Consider the following 15,677-nt stretch of genomic DNA (forward strand, 5'->3'; position numbering starts at 1 on the left):
TCACCTCAGTGTTTGAAATGACGTGTCCCCGTGAAAACCATCGCCATGCCATATTTGTTTGCAACTTCGATCACTTCATCGTCCCTGATGGAACCTCCAGGTTGGATGATGGCCGAAACCCCACTCTTCGCTGCGAGTTCCACCGCGTCGGGAAAGGGAAAAAATGCGTCGGAGGCTAACACTGATCCTTTAGAATTTTCACCTGCGATCCTCAAACAATGTTCCGTAGGCCAGAGTCTGTTCGGTTGCCCCATACCAACGGCGAGGGTGCTTCGATCCTTGGCAAGCACGATGGCGTTCGACTTGACGTGTTTTACGACCTTCCATGCGAACAACAAATCTCGTAGCTCTTTTTCTGTTGGCTTTCTTTGACTGACTATCCTCAACTCTCGATAATCGATCTCATCGGGAGTTTGGAAGAGCAAACCACCAGACAACTTTCTTAAATCGTAAATGTCAACCTTTTCTTCGAGACTGACCCTCAGCAATCTTAAGTTTTTCTTTTTCTTAAGTATCGATAAAGCTTCCTCGCTGTAAGAGGGGGCAACGACAACCTCTAGGAAAATGTCAGCCATTCTTTGTGCCGTTTCACCATCGAGCGTTCTGTTGAAAGCAATGATCCCTCCGAAGATCGATACTGGATCTGCTGACAATACTTTCTCGAAGGCTTGTAATAAAGTTTCTGCACACGCGACGGCACATGGATTTGCATGTTTTACAACGACACAGCAAGGCTCATCGAATTCTTTCACTGTGGAGGATGCAGAATCAGCATCGACGAGGTTGTTGAAGGACAATTCTTTACCGTGTAGTTTTTGTGCGTTCACTATACCATCTCTCGACAACGGATCTTTGTAGAGCGCCGCCTTCTGGTGTGGATTTTCACCGTAACGAAGCTCACAAACCTTTTCGTAGGTGAGAGTTAAAAGCTGCGGGAAGAATTCTTCTGCAAATCTAGAGAAATAGGACGAAACAATGGCATCGTACCAAGCACTGTACTGAAAAGCTTTGCATGCGAGTTTCAGTCTATCTTCTAAAGATAAGGAACCATCCTTCAATTTTTTGGCGACCCAGCCGTAATCCGAAACGTCACACAGCGGTACAACGTGCTTGAAATTCTTGGCCGCCGCACGCAACATCGCAGGTCCACCGATGTCAATGAATTCAACTATCTCATCCAAATCGTTCTTCTCTTCGATGGCATTTTTGAACGGATAGAAGTTGACCACAACCACATCGATGGGTTCTATTCCCAACCTTTCGAGTTCTCCGATTTGGTTCGGATCATCGCGGTCAGCCAAGATCGCTGCATGGATGTATGGATGAAGGCTTTTCACCTTACCCCCCAACAGTTGGTTGAACGAGGTGATGCTCGAGGTTGGTACGACGGCCACACCATTTTTAAGCAAATATTCTGCTGTACCCCCTGTACTCATTATGGTGAAACCGAGTCTGGCAAGCTCGCCCACAAGGTCGAGGATACCACTTTTATCCCACACCGATATCAAAGCATTCTTCACACACTTTCCCTCCTGATCAGCACTCTTCTTCCCTCGATCTTCAATCTGCCTTCGGCGAACAACTTGATCGCTTGAGGAAGCAATTCATGCTCGACGTTCTTCACCCTCTCCGCGAGCGTTTCAGGTGTATCCTCGTCGAGCACTTCAACAGCTTTCTGGAGGATGATCGGTCCTCCATCGACGCTCTCGTCCACGAAATGGATCGTCACACCGGTGATCTTTACACCATACTGCAAAACGGCTTCGTGCACTCTCATACCATAGTATCCAGGACCACAGAATGCGGGTATGAGTGAGGGATGAACGTTCATGATTCTCCATCTGAAAGCACTTATGAAATGTGGGGAGAGGATGTTCAAAAAGCCTGCCAAGACCACCAGGTCAACCCCGTAAGAATTGAGAATCTCTATCATCTTGCTTTCGTATTCGACTTGATCTTTGAAGTCCTTCTTTCTCACGATATAAGTGGGTATACCGAAACTTCTGGCCTTCTCCAAAGCTGGGGCGTTCTCTCTACTGCTTATCACAACTGAAACTGTGGCTGGTATCTCTTGAGTCAAGCATCTTCGAACGATCGCGACCATGTTCGAACCAGTACCAGACACCAAAACACCTAAAGACAACCTACTCAAAGAACGATTCCCCTTTCACCACGTTTCACTTCACCCAAAAACCACACCTGCTCTCCTTCCTCTTTCAACTTTTTTGCAATCTCGTCGGCTTGATCTCGATCGACTATCAAGACAAAGCCGATGCCCATGTTGAAAGTTCGAAACATCTCCCGATCGCTTAAATCACCGAGTCGTTGAATGAGCTGGAATATGAAAGGAACACTCCACGATGTTCTGTCTATCCTCGCTTCCAATCCGTTCGGCAGAACCCTCGGTATGTTCTCGAGGATGCCCCCACCCGTTATGTGGGCCATGGCATGGATCGCTGGGCTCAACGCCTTCAAGACACTTTTCACATATATCCGCGTTGGGGTTAGCAACTCTTCTCCCAAAGTTTTCGCAAGTTCATCTATATAGCTATCGATCGTGTAGTGCTCAAATAGCACCTTTCTTGCGAGTGAAAATCCGTTGCTGTGCATTCCACTCGAAGCCAAGCCGAGTATCACATCGTTTTCCACCACTCTTGAGCCATCGATGAGCTTTTCCCGCTCGACTATACCCACGGCGAACCCTGCCAAATCGTATTCTCCTTCTTTGTAAAAATCTGGCATTTGGGCCGTCTCACCACCGATCAACGCACAACCAGCTTGTAAGCAACCTTCCACGATGCCCTTGATGATCGACTGTAATCGATCAAGCTCGAGTTTTGCAGTGGCTATGTAGTCTAGGAAGAAGAGTGGTTTTGCGCCGTGTACCAACACATCGTTCACACACATCGCCACACAATCGATGCCCACAGTGTCGTGTTTATCCATGAGAAAGGCTATCTTCAACTTGGTTCCCACTCCGTCGGCACCAGACACCAACACTGGTTTGTCGTAACCTGAAGGTAACTCGTAAAAACCTCCGAACGAACCTATATCGCCCAGAACTTCCTTCGTGTAGGTGAAACGCGCAAGACGCTTGATGAATTCAACGTTTTTATTGGCCGCATCGAGATCAACGCCAGCTTCTTTGTAAGATCTAAACATCCTCTCATCCTTTCTCGAACAAGTACTTCGTGTTCTCGCAAGGTACCTCAACCGGGTAGGATCCGTCGAAGCACGCAAGGCAAAGATGTTCACGCGACATCCCTGTGGCTTTCAACAATCCCTCCATGCTCAGATATCCAAGTGAGTCAGCACCTATCATTCGTTCTATCTCCTTTTCAGCGAGCACCGATGCCACGAGTTCCCTTCTGTCCGAAGTATCAACGCCGAAGTAGCAACTGTACCTTATGGGAGGTGAGGCGATCCTCACATGAACGGATTTCGCTCCCACATCCTTGAGCATCTGCACGATTTGACTCATGGTTGTGCCTCTCACGATCGAATCGTCCACCAAAACGACCCTTTTGTCTTTGACCAAATCCTTCAGTGCGTTCAATTTCAATTTGACTCCCAGGCTTCTGAGCTTTTGGGAAGGTTGTATGAAGGTCCTCCCTACATATCTGTTCTTGATCAAGCCCATTCCGTAGTTTATGCCGGATTGACTGGCATAACCTATCGCCGCGATCGTTCCAGAATCCGGTACACCCACGACGATATCTGCCTCTACTGGTTGTTCCATCGCGAGAAGTCTTCCCGCCATCTCGCGAACTGAATAGACGCTTTTACCTTTGAAGAAACTGTCCGGTCTAGCAAAATAGACGAATTCAAAAATACAAAACGATTCGGTTGAAGAATCGATCATAAGAGTCTCCAAACCGTCTTTATCCACCACCACAACTTCCCCAGGTTCGATCTCTCTGATGAACTTGGCACCAACTGTATCTAGAGCCACAGTTTCCGAGGCGAAGACGATTCTATCGTTCAAAGATCCCATACAGAGGGGTCTGAAACCTTTAGGATCTCTCACCGCCAGAAGTCTTTGATCATCCATGATCAGCAAACAGTAAGCCCCTTTAGCGATGTTCATGAGATCCAAACACGCCTGAGCGAGATCCGTTTGAGATTCGAGCAATTGAAGGGCCAATAGCTCGCTATCGGTCGTTGTGCGAAAGGTTATATGCTTGGTTGTCATGCGAGTTCTGAGTTCCTTCGCATTCACGAGGTTTCCGTTGTGAACAACCGCGATCGTTTTTCCCTTCCATTCAACGACGATCGGCTGTGCGTTATCGAAAAGGTTCGAACCAGTAGTCGAGTACCTAACGTGCCCCACGGCCAGTTGACCGGACAATTCATCTAAAATCTCTTCGTTGAAGACCTCGTTGACTAACCCCAAGCCTTTGTGAAATTTGATCCTTCGTCCATCGGATACGGCTATACCCGCACTCTCTTGACCTCTGTGTTGTAGAGCGATGAGTCCGTAATAAACCAGCTTCGAAATTTTAGGATCAAAACTCGGTGAAAAGATACCAAATAGGCCGCAGGCTTCTTTCATTCGTTCACCAGCTTCTCGAGGGAACGTTCATACACCGATTTCATTTTGGACACTTCCTCTTCGATGAGCGTTTTTCCGTTCACTTTGATCACAAGGCTCGTTCCACCGACCCGTCCAACGATGGTGAACGGTACACTCTCATCATTCATCAATCTAGCGAACTCTGATAGATTTTCTTCAGACAGACTCGCCACTATTCGGGATGGACGTTCACCGAAGAGGAGAAAATCTGTTCTCGATCGGCTCTCGATCTCGCAACTTGCTCCAACGTTTCCCAAGATGCAACATTCAGCCAAGGCCACCGCTAAACCACCCTCAGAAACATCGTGTGCAGAACTCAACAGATCTTTTTTTATAGCCCTGAGTAGAGCTCGATGCAGCCTTTTTTCAAACATCAGATCGATCGTTGGCACTGGTGCATCCTCGATCCCATGAATCAACCTCACATATTCGCACAAACTCTCTCCACTCTCTAAAGGTCCAAGCAACACGATGAGATCGTTTGACCGCTTGAAGGCGGCGGAACAGATTTTAGAAAGATCTTCTATGATTCCAACCATGCCTATGACTGGTGTGGGATGAACTCTTGAATCGTCAGATTCGTTGTAGAAACTCACGTTGCCACTCACAACTGGTATGTTCAGAGTTTCAGCTGCGTCCTTGATTCCATCGATGGTCCTTTCAAAGGCATATGCGACTGTGGGATCTTCAGGATCACCGAAGTTCAAACAATCAGTTATACCTAAAGGTTCCGCGCCGACCACCACTAAATTTCTCGCCGCCTCACAAACTGCCATCTGTGCACCGATGTAAGGATCCACCGAACAGTACAGCGGATTGCAGTCGGTAACAGTCGCTATCGCTCTGTTTGTTCCTTTTATTCTGATGATCGCGGCATCGTGTCCGGGTCTGAGTACCGTATCGATTCCCACCATGTGGTCGTACTGTTCGAAGATGTATTTGCGACTACAAACGTTTGGACTGCCAAGAATTTTCAGAAAGACAGTATTTAGATCCTTGGGGATGGGAACATTCAACTCGGTGGTCCTTCTTCGTAACATTGCACTCGGTTTGAGTTCGATGATCGGCGCTTCCGTCAGTAATTTCACTGGCAATCGGACCACGATCTTTCCATCGTAGATGGCAGTGAAGAAACCATCATCGACGATTTCACCTATTTTGGAAGCCCTTAAACCCCATTTTTTGAAGATTTTCGCAACAGTTTCTTCAAAACCCTTTTCTACCACCAGCAACATGCGCTCTTGTGACTCAGACAGCAAGATCTCTCGTGGCGTCATGGCTTCTTCACGCACTGGAACAAGAGAAAGGTCCACCAACACACCTTTTCCACCTTTTGCAGCGACTTCAGAGCAAGCTGAGGTCAAGCCAGCAGCCCCGAGATCTTGAATGGCAAGCACACAATCGAGTGTGGCTGACTCAACGCAGGCTTCGATGAGGAGCTTCTCCATGAACGGATCGGCTATCTGAACACAGGGACGCTTTTTCTCACTATCGTCCGAAAGATTCTCCGAAGCAAAACTTGCTCCACCGATGCCATCACGTCCAGTGAGTGATCCAACCAACAACAGCGAAGCATTCGATTTCGAAGCTCTCGCAAACTTCAAATGTTTCTTCTCGACCAAACCCACACACATCACGTTCACTAATGGGTTCTGTGAATAACACGAATGAAAATAGACTTCTCCGCCAACGGTCGGGACCCCTATACAGTTTCCATAGAAAGAGATACCCGACACCACACCGTGGAACAGATATTTCACTCGAGCTGATGTTGGATCTCCGAACCTCAGCGAATCAAGCAAAGCGATGGGCCTTGCACCCATCGCGAGAACATCCCTCACGATCCCTCCAACACCCGTGGCGGCACCGTGGAACGGTTCAACTGCGGAGGGATGGTTGTGGCTTTCCATTTTAAAAACGACCGCAAGACCATCGCCTATATCCACAACTCCTGCGTTTTCACCGGGTCCTTGTATCACCCTGGGCCCACGAGTTGGCAACCTTCGCAGAGAACTTTTCGAATGCTTATAGCCACAGTGTTCTGACCACATCACTGAGATCATCGAAAGCTCTGTCTCGTTTGGTTCTCTGCCGAGTTTTTTCAAAATGAGCTCATACTCCATCTCGGTGAGACCGAACATCTCAACTCGTTGCATAGACACGCCTCCGAGAAACATAAGTTAAGATCGATTCGAAGAACCTTTTTCCATCAGTATTCCCTAAAACATCTTCGCAACATCTTTCAGGATGAGGCATGAGGCCAAAGACGTTCCCATCTTCGTTGATGATCCCAGCGATGTTCATGTACGAACCGTTGGGATTCGTAGAATCGATCGTTTTTCCATCCTCATCACAATATTGAAGTACTATCTGATCTGGTTTCAATCCGCTTGGAGATGGGAAATACCTTCCCTCACCGTGAGCTATGGGCATGCGAATGACTTCTCCTTCCTCAAAAAGACAAGTGAAGGGAGTTCTGTTGTTGACAACTTTCACATGCACTTCTCGACATACAAATTTCAAATTGATGTTTCTCAATAAACTACCAGACAACAAACCTGCCTCGGTGAGAATCTGAAAACCGTTGCAAATGCCCATGACGAGTTTTCCAATCCTTGAAGCTTCCTGAACACTCCACATGACTGGTGAAAATCTTGCTATCGCGCCAGGTCTGAGATAATCACCGAAGGAAAATCCCCCAGGTATGACTATCAAATCGAAATCGGTGGGTGCAAATCTTTCTTCGTGAAACACGTAGTGACAATCTACACCAAAAACATTCTTCAGAACGTGGTAAGTATCGCGATCACAGTTGGAACCAGGAAAAACTATCACGGCAGCCCTCATGAAATTTCCTCCACGTTGAGTATTTTGTAAGATTCCACCACAGGATTCGCGAGCAATTTTTCACACATGGAAATGGCTCTGACCTTCGCCTCTTGTTCACCTTTCACGTCCAAAACTAGTTCGATGAGCTTTCCCATTCGCACACTCTCAACACCTTCAAATCCGAGTTTTTCCAAGGCACCTTTAACAGTTTGGCCTTGTGGATCGAACACGCCTTCCTTTGGGAGTATCTGTACCGTGACTCTGTACATGGCCCTCACTCACAGATACGCTTGTAGATCTCCCAGTAAGCTTCTTCAACCTTGCCAAGGTCGCGTCTGAATCTGTCTTTGTCGAGCTTTTCGAGAGTAGTCGCATCCCAGAATCGACACGTGTCTGGAGATATCTCGTCTGCCAGTAAAATCCCATGCGCACTCCGACCAAACTCCAGCTTGAAATCGACCAATACGAGATTTTTTTGGGCCAGGTACGATCTCAATATTTCGTTGACTTTGAGGGCCGTTTGTTCAATGAAACGCAACTCTTCTTCGTCGGCTAAATCGAGGGCGAGGGCGTGGTAGTGGTTTATCATTGGATCGTGCAACTCATCGTTCTTGTAGGTGAATTCAACGATGGGAAATTTCAACGCCGTTCCTTCTTTTAATCCAAGCCTAGAACAGAGACTACCTGCGGCTATGTTTCTGACTATCACCTCTATCGGGATGATCTGTACGGCTTTCACGAGCATCTCTCTGTCATTGAGGAGTTCAACAAAATGTGTCTTAATACCATTCTCCTCGAGCAACTTAAAGAACGCTGCCGACACTTTGTTGTTCACGATGCCCTTGCTCGGGATGATACCCTTTTTCTGACCATCGAAAGCGGTTGCGGTGTCTTTATACTCAATTATCAGATAACCTTCTCTTTCAGTTTTGTAGACCTTCTTCGCTTTCCCTTCATAAATCATCTCAACTTTTCTCATATTCTCACCCCTTCTTCCAATTGAGAACTTCTTGTTTCATTTTTTCACGATGATCTTTCAATCTCTGTGAGAGCTTTTCGTCTTTAAGCGATAACATGGCTACAGCAAACAGAGCGGCGTTGACGGCTCCGTCTATACCCATGCAAGCAACGGGTACACCACTCGGCATCTGCACTATGGAGAGGAGTGAGTCCAACCCGTTCAGCGAAACCGCCAGAGGCACCCCTATCACTGGCAGAGTGGTGTTCGCCGCTATGACACCCGGTAGATGCGCTGCCTTGCCAGCCATGGCGATGATCACTGAAAAACCGTTCTTCTCAGCGTTCTGCGCGAACGAAAGAGTCTCGAGGGGGGTTCTGTGCGCGGACAAAACGAAAATTTCGTGAGGAACTCCGAATTCTTCGAGGAGCTTTCCCGCACGCTCCGCGTGAGCAAGATCGCTAGAGCTTCCAACAACGATCGCCACTTTCAAAATATCACCTCCAAAAAAATAAAAATCCGGTAGGCCTTGGTCTCTACCGGAAAAAGAAATGAGCCCTTGTAGCCAGGACAGTTTACGGCTGTCCGGTAGAGACTCCCGAGCCATATTCTCGGGATTATACAAGGGCCTCTCCCTGTGGGAGGGAAATATTCACTTTCAATTTTATGATAGCACAGCTTCTCAATGAGAAACAAGTTGCCGTAAAGTTAATGAGAGTTTCTATGAGGTTGAAAGATCTTGACAAGTTCTACAGGATATGGTTGAATAAGATGTGGTAACGTTACCACATAAGGGGGGATGTAACTATGAAGAAGGGCTTTATAGTCTTGCTCACCATCTTGACCTTCGCGTTCTTACAAGCTTCAACGTTGAACGTACTGCTGTGGGACGATGCTCTCACTCAAGCCTTGAGAGCCGGATTGGCTGAATTCGAAAAGGCAACGGGTATCAAAGTCAATCTAGAACTCGTGCCCAGTGGCACTTTGCTTCAAAAAACGCTCATGAGTGTGAGTCCTAACTCGGCTGATTATGACTTAATCGCTGTTGATGAACCGAACATCCCTATGGTCGCGCCACTCTTGATAGAGTTCGATGAGTGGCCACAGACCAAGTTTTTCCTGCGACCACCCATGAGCGACATCATGCCTCTCGCACTGTCGGCTGGGCAATGGAAAGGTAAATTCATGGGGTTACCAGTGAATGCGAATATCTATGTATGGCTCACCAGAAAAGACATCATCGAAAGGTACAAAGATGAATTCAAGGCACAGTACGGCTACGAAATGAGAGTTCCGAAAACGTTACAAGAACTACTGGAAATGAGCGAATTTCTATCGAAGAAAGGTATCTACGGTTGGGCTCCTTTCACCAAGCCAACGGAAGGTGCCACGTGTGAGGCTGTATGGATGTTCGAAAGTTTTGGGACAAAGGTGCTCGAAGTTGATGAGAGAGGATACAGAGTCGTGCTCGATAAGAAGAAAGCTATAGAAGCGATTGAATTTTACAAAAAACTGCTCAAGTACGCTCCCGAAGGAGCTCTAGATTTCGGTCATGCCGAAAGAATGGCTGCGTTCTCGAGTGGGAAAGTATTTTCTATGTTCAACTGGCCGGCACTGATACCTGATCTGGAAAATCCTGACAAATCGCTCGTTTACGGAAAAATAGTGTACACACAACCACCAGCAGGACCTGCAAAAACGGCAGCAATCAGGGGAGCTTGGATCGTCGCGATTCCAAAAGCTGCCAAGAACAAAACGGCTGCGGCAGAATTCGCATACTGGTGGATGTCCATTGAGACTGGTAAGAAACTGATACCGAGAGGTTTAACACCGGCGAGAGAATCTTTACTCAAAGACCCTGAATTTCTGAAAGACAGACCATGGTTCAATGGCATATATCTCTCGATGATGTACGCAGTCGAAAGACCAAGATTTGAATATTACCCAGAAGTCTCAACCATTGTGAGAACGCATTGGCTGGATGCTATAAGTGGTAGGGTTGCTCCCGAAGTGGCCATCGACAGGATGGTGAACGAGATCAATGCACTACTCAAAAAATATGGATACTGATGGTAGAGGGGGGCGGGGACACCGCCCCTTGCACTTATTCTTTGTGCTACCCGCAACGGTTGTCGTCATGGCCGTTTCGATTTTTCCAGCCATTTACGCCGTCTATCTATCTTTCACGAACCGCCGTTTGATGTGGTTAGGCACGATGAAGTTCCTCGGGTTGGAGAACTACTCAAGAATGTTCAACGACAGTTTGTTCCTACACTCTTTGAGGCTCCAATTCACCTTCATGGCTCTTGCAATTCCAATTGAACTCATCATAGGATTTCTTGTGGCATTGCTGTTCTTAAAGGATTTTCCTCTTTCAAGACTGTTACGTTCACTCCTGATGCTCCCAGTGTACGTTCTACCCGTCGTTTCTGGATTGACTTGGAGGCTCATGCTTCAACCTGAATATGGAATGTTGGGCAAATTGTTCAAACAGATTTCTTTGGGTCCTGCCGCTTGGCTTGCAGATGTGCGTTTTGCCTTCGTTGCTGTAGTACTTCAAGACGTTTGGCGCATGTGGCCGTTCATGTTCATGGTACTCTACGCAGGTTTGACCTCAATACCGAACGAATATTTGGAGGCGGCGCAACTAGATGGTGCCACCCCTTTTCAACGGCTCTTTTGGGTCATCATACCACTGATAAAACCAGTGATCGTGACTGCGTTGTTACTGCGCTTGATCGACGCGCTCAGGATATTTTCGGAAGTCTACGTCATGACTTACGGGGGGCCTTCGAACGCCACGATGCTGTTACCATTGTATATACACAGGCGCGCCTTTGAATTTGGTGAAATCGGCTATGGTTCGGCTTTGGGAGTGTTCCTGATGATCGTTTCTCTGCTGATCACCTACCAACTGATCAAAAGGAGCATGCGTGGTGAGCTGGCATGAAAAAAAGACTGCTGAAGCTTTTTTTGTTCGCCATAGCCTTATTCATCGTCTCCGTTGAGCTGGTCCCCATACTGGTGATCATCACCAACGGCTTCAAAAAAGACATAGATATATGGACGAAAAGTCCCTTCTATTTCAAACCTACGGTGCACAGTTACTATCTCATCTTTTCGAATCGTGACTTTAAAATGTCGCTGAGAAATTCCTTCACCGCAGCAACCATATCGGCTTTAACATCAGTTTTTTTCGCCTCCCTGGCTGCGTTTGGATTCACGAGGTTCGATTTCAAACTAAAATTTTTACTCCTCATAGCGATCTTGCTCACCAGAATGATACCTCAAATCACGTTGGCCCTCCCTTTCTACTTACTGTTCAGAACTCTTGGCTTGAAAGATAACATCGTTGGATTGAGCGTGGCGCACATCAGTTTTAACTTACCCTATGTTCTTGCACTCTTGATACCTTTCTTTGCGAGCGTGCCGAGAGATTACGAAGAAGCTGCCAGAATCGACGGCTGTAAAATGTTCGGAGTTTTCTGGAGAATAACACTCCCGTTATCTTCTGCAGGATTGGTCGTCGCCTTCGTCTTTGCGTTTCTCATGTCTTGGAATGAGTTTCTCTACGCACTCGTTTTGACTGGACCGAATGCCAAAACGGCCCCGATAGTGATCAACGCCTTCCTCGGTCAATACGCACCTTTATGGGGACAGCTTTCTGCAAGTTCTACGATAATGCTTTTACCCGTGTTCGCCATAACTTTGGGATTTCAAAGATACATTTTGAAAGGTTTATGGACTGGTGGATTGAAAGGCTGAGCGGAGGTGAAGGTATGAAATTTTTTTTGGACAGTGCCAAGCTCGATGAGATCTCCTACGCCATAGAGCACTGGAACATCGACGGAATAACTACAAATCCAAGACACTTGGCGAATGCCGGTCTGAAAGTCGGTGAGTTCGCATCTCAAATCAAAAATCTGATCAAAGGTACCGATATCTCTGTGAGCATCGAAGTGAATCCACACTTAACGGATGCAAAGGAGATCATGAAGGAAGCTCGGTATCTGGCGAGTCTGTGCGAGAACTTTGTCATCAAGATACCTGCCACAGAATCAGGATTCGAAGCTTTGGCACAACTATCCAAAGAAGGGATCAAAGTCAACACAACGCTGGTTTTCACCGTCTTTCAAGCAGTGAACGCTGCTCGTTTGGGCGCCCACATCATCAGTTTGTTCGTCGGGTGGCGGGAAGAGAGGGGTGAAACGGATACAGATCTCATAGCGAAGGTGGTCAAAGCTGTGAAAAATTACAATTATCAATCGAAGATATTGGTCGCGGCGATCAGGTCTTCGAAACACATAGCCGATGCTGCTCTGGCTGGAGCGGACATCGTCACTGCTTCGTGGGAAGTTTACAAAAGGGCATTCGAAAATCCATACGTTGAACTCGGTCTGAACATATTCAAAGAATCGTGGAACAAGCTGGGAGGGATGTGAATGGTGCACTTTCTGGTTCACAAACCGATCGATCATGTGGGTGTTGCCGTGAGAGACCTCAAAAAAGGTGAGACAGTTTTCGGACGGTGCCTCGAAACGAATCAAGAGTACAGAATCACCGTTTTAGAGGATATACCCCTTGGTCACAAGATCGCACTCAAAGATATAGAGAAGGGAGAACATGTGGTTGAGTACGGTGAAAAGATAGGTTTCGCACTTCAACATATACCGAAAGGTTCTCACGTTCACGTTCACAATTTGCGGAGTTTAAGGTGGGGGTGAAACGTCGTGAAAAGATCGATACTCGCTTACAGGAGAAAAGATGGAAGGATTGGCGTGAGAAACCATGTACTGATATTGCCCGTAGACGATATATCCAACGCGGTTGCCGAAGGGGTGGAAAAAAACGTTTATGGCACTCTGGCCGTGCCACACCCGTATGGACGCCTACAGTTTGGAGAAGACCTCGAACTGTTCTTCCGAACTTTGATAGGGACGGGCAAAAATCCCAACGTCGCTGCGGTGATCGTCATAGGGGTTGAACCGAAGTGGACGATGAAAATCGCCGATGAGATCGCAAAATCGAATAAACCTGTGGAGGCCTTCTGGGTAGAACATCATGGTCAGCTCAAAACTATAGAGAAAGCTTCACGAGCGGCCGTTCGATTAGTTGAAGAAGCTTCCAGACTGAAGAGGGAGCCTGCAGATATGAATGAACTCGTGATAAGTCTAAAGTGCGGAGAATCCGATACAACGTCAGGTCTCGGATCGAACAGGGCAGTGGGCCGTTTCACCGAGAAATTCTTGGAGATCGGTGGAACCGTACTGTTCGGCGAGACGACGGAGCTGACCGGAGCGGAACACATCGTGGCGAGCAGGTTCAAAAAGCAAAAGGATAGGGAGAGATTTCTGAAGATGTTCGAAGAATACCAAAAGCTGATAAAGTCTCAAGGGGTGGATTTGCTCGGCTCACAACCTACGGAGGGGAACATAGCGGGTGGTCTCAGCACGATCGAGGAAAAGGCCCTTGGAAATTTACAGAAGATAGGTGGGGCTCTGATAGATGGTGTCCTTGATTACGCAGAACCACCCACTGGACGTGGACTTTTCTTCATGAACACATCTTCCGCAGCAGCAGAAGCTGTGACCCTGTTCGCAGCAGCTGGTGCCGTGATTCACTTGTTCCCGACTGGCCAAGGAAATCCTATAGGAAATCCGATAATACCTGTGATCAAAATAACTGCTAATCCGAAAACAGCTGAAAACATGTGGGAACACATCGATGTAGATGTCTCTCGCCTACTTCAACTCGAGATCAGCCTCGATGAGGCTGCTGAGTTGATATGGAACCACGTCGTAGAGACCGCTGAAGGTAAACTCGTGAAGGCTGAAATTCTGCACCACAGAGAGTTTGTACCAACGAAGCTCTATCCGAGTGCGTGAGGTGATGAGAGGATGAAAATGCTCGTGGCTGGTGAGAAGGTGGGGGGTAAGGAACTTCCGGTGGTTTTTCCCTACGATGGAAGCGTCGTGGATGTAGTTCCTGACGCGAGCGATGAAGACATAGAAAGGGCACTTTCCAAAGCTGTTGAAGGTGCTACAGTCATGAAAAAGACGCCGTCGTGGAAGCGGGCAGAGATCCTTGAAAAAACCGCGAAGTTGATCATGAGCAACCTTGAAAAGCTCACCGATCTGTTGGTTTTGGAGGTTGGCAAGACGAAACGAGAAGCTAGAAGTGAAGTCATAAGGACCGCCGAGTTGTTCAAAATGTGTGCAGAAGAAGCTCGCAGGATTCACGGTGAGACTCTTCCTTTTGACAGTCTGAAGGGTTCTGAATCGAAGCGTGGATACTTCGTACGAGAACCAGCCGGTGTAGTCGTTGCCATCACACCGTTCAACGTTCCACTAGCTCTGTGTGCTCACAAAGTTGGACCAGCCATAGCTGCAGGTAACGCGGTGATCGTCAAACCTGCAACGAAGACCCCCTTGAGTACGATCGTTCTCGGTGAACTCCTTTTGGAAGCTGGTATGCCTCCAGAAGCACTCAGCGTGATAACTGGTAGTGGCAGTAGAGTCGGTATGAAACTCGTCAAAGATCCACGCGTCAGAGTTGTGAGTTTCACGGGCAGTGTTTCAACAGGTGAAACGATCGCGAAAGAAGCCGGTTTGAAGAAACTGTGTATGGAGTTGGGTTCGAACACACCGATGATCGTGTGTGAGAGTGCCGACATCACGAAAGCTGTGAAAGCCACAGTTTCAGGTGGTTTTTCGATAGCTGGACAAGTTTGCATATCCGTTCAGAGGGTGTACGTACACAAGAAAATCTTCGATGAATTCCTCTCTATGCTCAAAATCAGTGTGGAATCTTTGAAAGTAGGTGATCCTAGGGATGAGAGCACGGACATGGGGCCGGTGATAGACGAAGCGAACGCCGGAAGGATAGAAGAATGGCTCAATGAAGCCGTTCGAAAAGGTGCAAAACTCGTGACAGGTGGAGAACGTACAGGTACGTTGATTCAACCTACGGTACTCGCTCAGGTGCCGAAAGGAACGTTCATCATGACCGAAGAACTTTTTGGACCAGCCGTGGCAGTCAACGAGTTCGAAAGCCTTGAAGAAGCCATCCACGAAGCCAATTCGACTAAATATGGCTTGCAAGCTGCAATATTCACGAACAACTTGCAAGAAGCTTTCAAAGCCATAGAGGAACTCCAGTTTGGAGGGGTCATCGTCAACGAAACGGCGAGGTACAGAGCAGACTTCATGCCATACGGTGGGTACAAAATGAGCGGCCTGGGAAGAGAAGGCGTCAGATTCGCCATCGAGGAAATGACTGAAATAAAATGCATCGTTGTTGAAACAGGGAAGTGATGCG

Annotated in this window: 16 protein-coding genes and 1 riboswitch; of the genes, 7 read left to right on the top strand and 9 right to left on the bottom strand. The window is 47.5% G+C overall.

The window, feature by feature from the left end; all coding sequences use genetic code 11:
* Positions 1–5: 5 nt before the first annotated feature.
* Genes purH through purE form a run of 9 tightly spaced genes read right to left on the bottom strand, consistent with a single transcriptional unit; the run spans position 6 to position 8,856 of the window.
* A complete protein-coding gene (gene purH, locus NZ875_04015) occupies positions 6–1,520 on the bottom strand; it encodes a bifunctional phosphoribosylaminoimidazolecarboxamide formyltransferase/IMP cyclohydrolase (GenBank protein ID MCS7174903.1) in 1,515 nt (504 codons plus the stop codon).
* Positions 1,517–2,152 (bottom strand): phosphoribosylglycinamide formyltransferase, encoded by a 636-nt coding sequence (purN, locus tag NZ875_04020; GenBank protein MCS7174904.1) that lies wholly within the window; start codon positions 2,150–2,152, stop codon positions 1,517–1,519. Before purN ends, purH begins: the two co-directional genes overlap by 4 nt.
* Positions 2,149–3,162: a phosphoribosylformylglycinamidine cyclo-ligase gene (gene purM, locus NZ875_04025; GenBank protein MCS7174905.1), complete on the bottom strand. Its 1,014-nt coding sequence runs from the start codon at positions 3,160–3,162 to the stop codon at positions 2,149–2,151. Before purM ends, purN begins: the two co-directional genes overlap by 4 nt.
* A 4-nt stretch (positions 3,163–3,166) precedes the next feature.
* Complete coding sequence (gene purF, locus NZ875_04030; GenBank protein MCS7174906.1) at positions 3,167–4,552, bottom strand: amidophosphoribosyltransferase; 1,386 nt, start codon at positions 4,550–4,552, stop codon at positions 3,167–3,169.
* Positions 4,549–6,729, bottom strand: a complete 2,181-nt coding sequence (gene purL, locus NZ875_04035) for a phosphoribosylformylglycinamidine synthase subunit PurL (GenBank protein MCS7174907.1) — start codon at positions 6,727–6,729, stop codon at positions 4,549–4,551. The genes purF and purL overlap by 4 nt, the downstream gene beginning before the upstream one ends.
* Entirely contained in the window at positions 6,716–7,420 is a 705-nt protein-coding gene (purQ, locus tag NZ875_04040) for a phosphoribosylformylglycinamidine synthase I (GenBank protein ID MCS7174908.1), read from the bottom strand. The genes purL and purQ overlap by 14 nt, the downstream gene beginning before the upstream one ends.
* Positions 7,417–7,671 carry a phosphoribosylformylglycinamidine synthase subunit PurS gene (purS, locus tag NZ875_04045; GenBank protein ID MCS7174909.1) on the bottom strand — a complete coding sequence of 85 codons (255 nt, stop codon included), beginning with the start codon at positions 7,669–7,671 and terminating at the stop codon, positions 7,417–7,419. The genes purQ and purS overlap by 4 nt, the downstream gene beginning before the upstream one ends.
* Before the next feature lie 5 nt (positions 7,672–7,676).
* Positions 7,677–8,381 (bottom strand): phosphoribosylaminoimidazolesuccinocarboxamide synthase, encoded by a 705-nt coding sequence (locus tag NZ875_04050; protein ID MCS7174910.1) that lies wholly within the window; start codon positions 8,379–8,381, stop codon positions 7,677–7,679.
* A gap of 4 nt (positions 8,382–8,385) precedes the next feature.
* Positions 8,386–8,856, bottom strand: coding sequence for a 5-(carboxyamino)imidazole ribonucleotide mutase (gene purE / locus NZ875_04055; GenBank protein MCS7174911.1), 471 nt, complete (start codon positions 8,854–8,856; stop codon positions 8,386–8,388).
* Between the two features lie 46 nt (positions 8,857–8,902).
* Positions 8,903–9,005, bottom strand: a riboswitch (purine riboswitch).
* Positions 9,006–9,167: 162 nt separating this feature from the next.
* Between purE and NZ875_04060 the strand changes: the two genes are divergently transcribed.
* From NZ875_04060 to NZ875_04090, 7 genes are read left to right on the top strand one after another with little or no spacing between them, the layout of a single operon-like run.
* Positions 9,168–10,430 carry an extracellular solute-binding protein gene (locus NZ875_04060; protein ID MCS7174912.1) on the top strand — a complete coding sequence of 421 codons (1,263 nt, stop codon included), beginning with the start codon at positions 9,168–9,170 and terminating at the stop codon, positions 10,428–10,430.
* Positions 10,431–10,458: 28 nt separating this feature from the next.
* The gene (locus tag NZ875_04065) at positions 10,459–11,310 is read left to right on the top strand and encodes a sugar ABC transporter permease (protein MCS7174913.1); all 852 of its coding nucleotides are present in this window, start codon (positions 10,459–10,461) and stop codon (positions 11,308–11,310) included.
* The gene (locus NZ875_04070) at positions 11,307–12,125 is read left to right on the top strand and encodes a carbohydrate ABC transporter permease (GenBank protein MCS7174914.1); all 819 of its coding nucleotides are present in this window, start codon (positions 11,307–11,309) and stop codon (positions 12,123–12,125) included. Before NZ875_04065 ends, NZ875_04070 begins: the two co-directional genes overlap by 4 nt.
* Positions 12,126–12,139: 14 nt before the next feature.
* A complete protein-coding gene (locus NZ875_04075; protein ID MCS7174915.1) occupies positions 12,140–12,802 on the top strand; it encodes a transaldolase in 663 nt (220 codons plus the stop codon).
* Positions 12,803–13,084 carry a UxaA family hydrolase gene (locus NZ875_04080; GenBank protein MCS7174916.1) on the top strand — a complete coding sequence of 94 codons (282 nt, stop codon included), beginning with the start codon at positions 12,803–12,805 and terminating at the stop codon, positions 13,082–13,084.
* A 6-nt stretch (positions 13,085–13,090) separates the two neighbouring features.
* A complete protein-coding gene (locus NZ875_04085) occupies positions 13,091–14,245 on the top strand; it encodes a UxaA family hydrolase (protein ID MCS7174917.1) in 1,155 nt (384 codons plus the stop codon).
* A 12-nt stretch (positions 14,246–14,257) separates the two neighbouring features.
* Positions 14,258–15,673, top strand: coding sequence for an aldehyde dehydrogenase family protein (locus NZ875_04090; GenBank protein ID MCS7174918.1), 1,416 nt, complete (start codon positions 14,258–14,260; stop codon positions 15,671–15,673).
* Positions 15,674–15,677 lie beyond the last annotated feature (4 nt).

It is taken from the genome of Pseudothermotoga sp. (assembly GCA_025060105.1).
Lineage (GTDB): Bacteria > Thermotogota > Thermotogae > Thermotogales > DSM-5069 > Pseudothermotoga_A.

Bases quoted from the DNA above. Each gene is read 5' to 3' on its own strand.
- purM (MCS7174905.1), bottom strand. From the start codon at position 3,162: ATGTTTAGATCTTACAAAGAAGCTGGCGTTGATCTCGATGCGGCCAAT.
- purF (MCS7174906.1), bottom strand. From the start codon at position 4,552: ATGAAAGAAGCCTGCGGCCTATTTGGTATCTTTTCACCGAGTTTTGAT.
- purL (MCS7174907.1), bottom strand. From the start codon at position 6,729: ATGCAACGAGTTGAGATGTTCGGTCTCACCGAGATGGAGTATGAGCTC.
- purQ (MCS7174908.1), bottom strand. From the start codon at position 7,420: ATGAGGGCTGCCGTGATAGTTTTTCCTGGTTCCAACTGTGATCGCGAT.
- purS (MCS7174909.1), bottom strand. From the start codon at position 7,671: ATGTACAGAGTCACGGTACAGATACTCCCAAAGGAAGGCGTGTTCGAT.
- NZ875_04050 (MCS7174910.1), bottom strand. From the start codon at position 8,381: ATGAGAAAAGTTGAGATGATTTATGAAGGGAAAGCGAAGAAGGTCTAC.
- NZ875_04060 (MCS7174912.1), top strand. From the start codon at position 9,168: ATGAAGAAGGGCTTTATAGTCTTGCTCACCATCTTGACCTTCGCGTTC.
- NZ875_04070 (MCS7174914.1), top strand. From the start codon at position 11,307: ATGAAAAAAAGACTGCTGAAGCTTTTTTTGTTCGCCATAGCCTTATTC.
- NZ875_04075 (MCS7174915.1), top strand. From the start codon at position 12,140: ATGAAATTTTTTTTGGACAGTGCCAAGCTCGATGAGATCTCCTACGCC.
- NZ875_04080 (MCS7174916.1), top strand. From the start codon at position 12,803: ATGGTGCACTTTCTGGTTCACAAACCGATCGATCATGTGGGTGTTGCC.
- NZ875_04090 (MCS7174918.1), top strand. From the start codon at position 14,258: ATGAAAATGCTCGTGGCTGGTGAGAAGGTGGGGGGTAAGGAACTTCCG.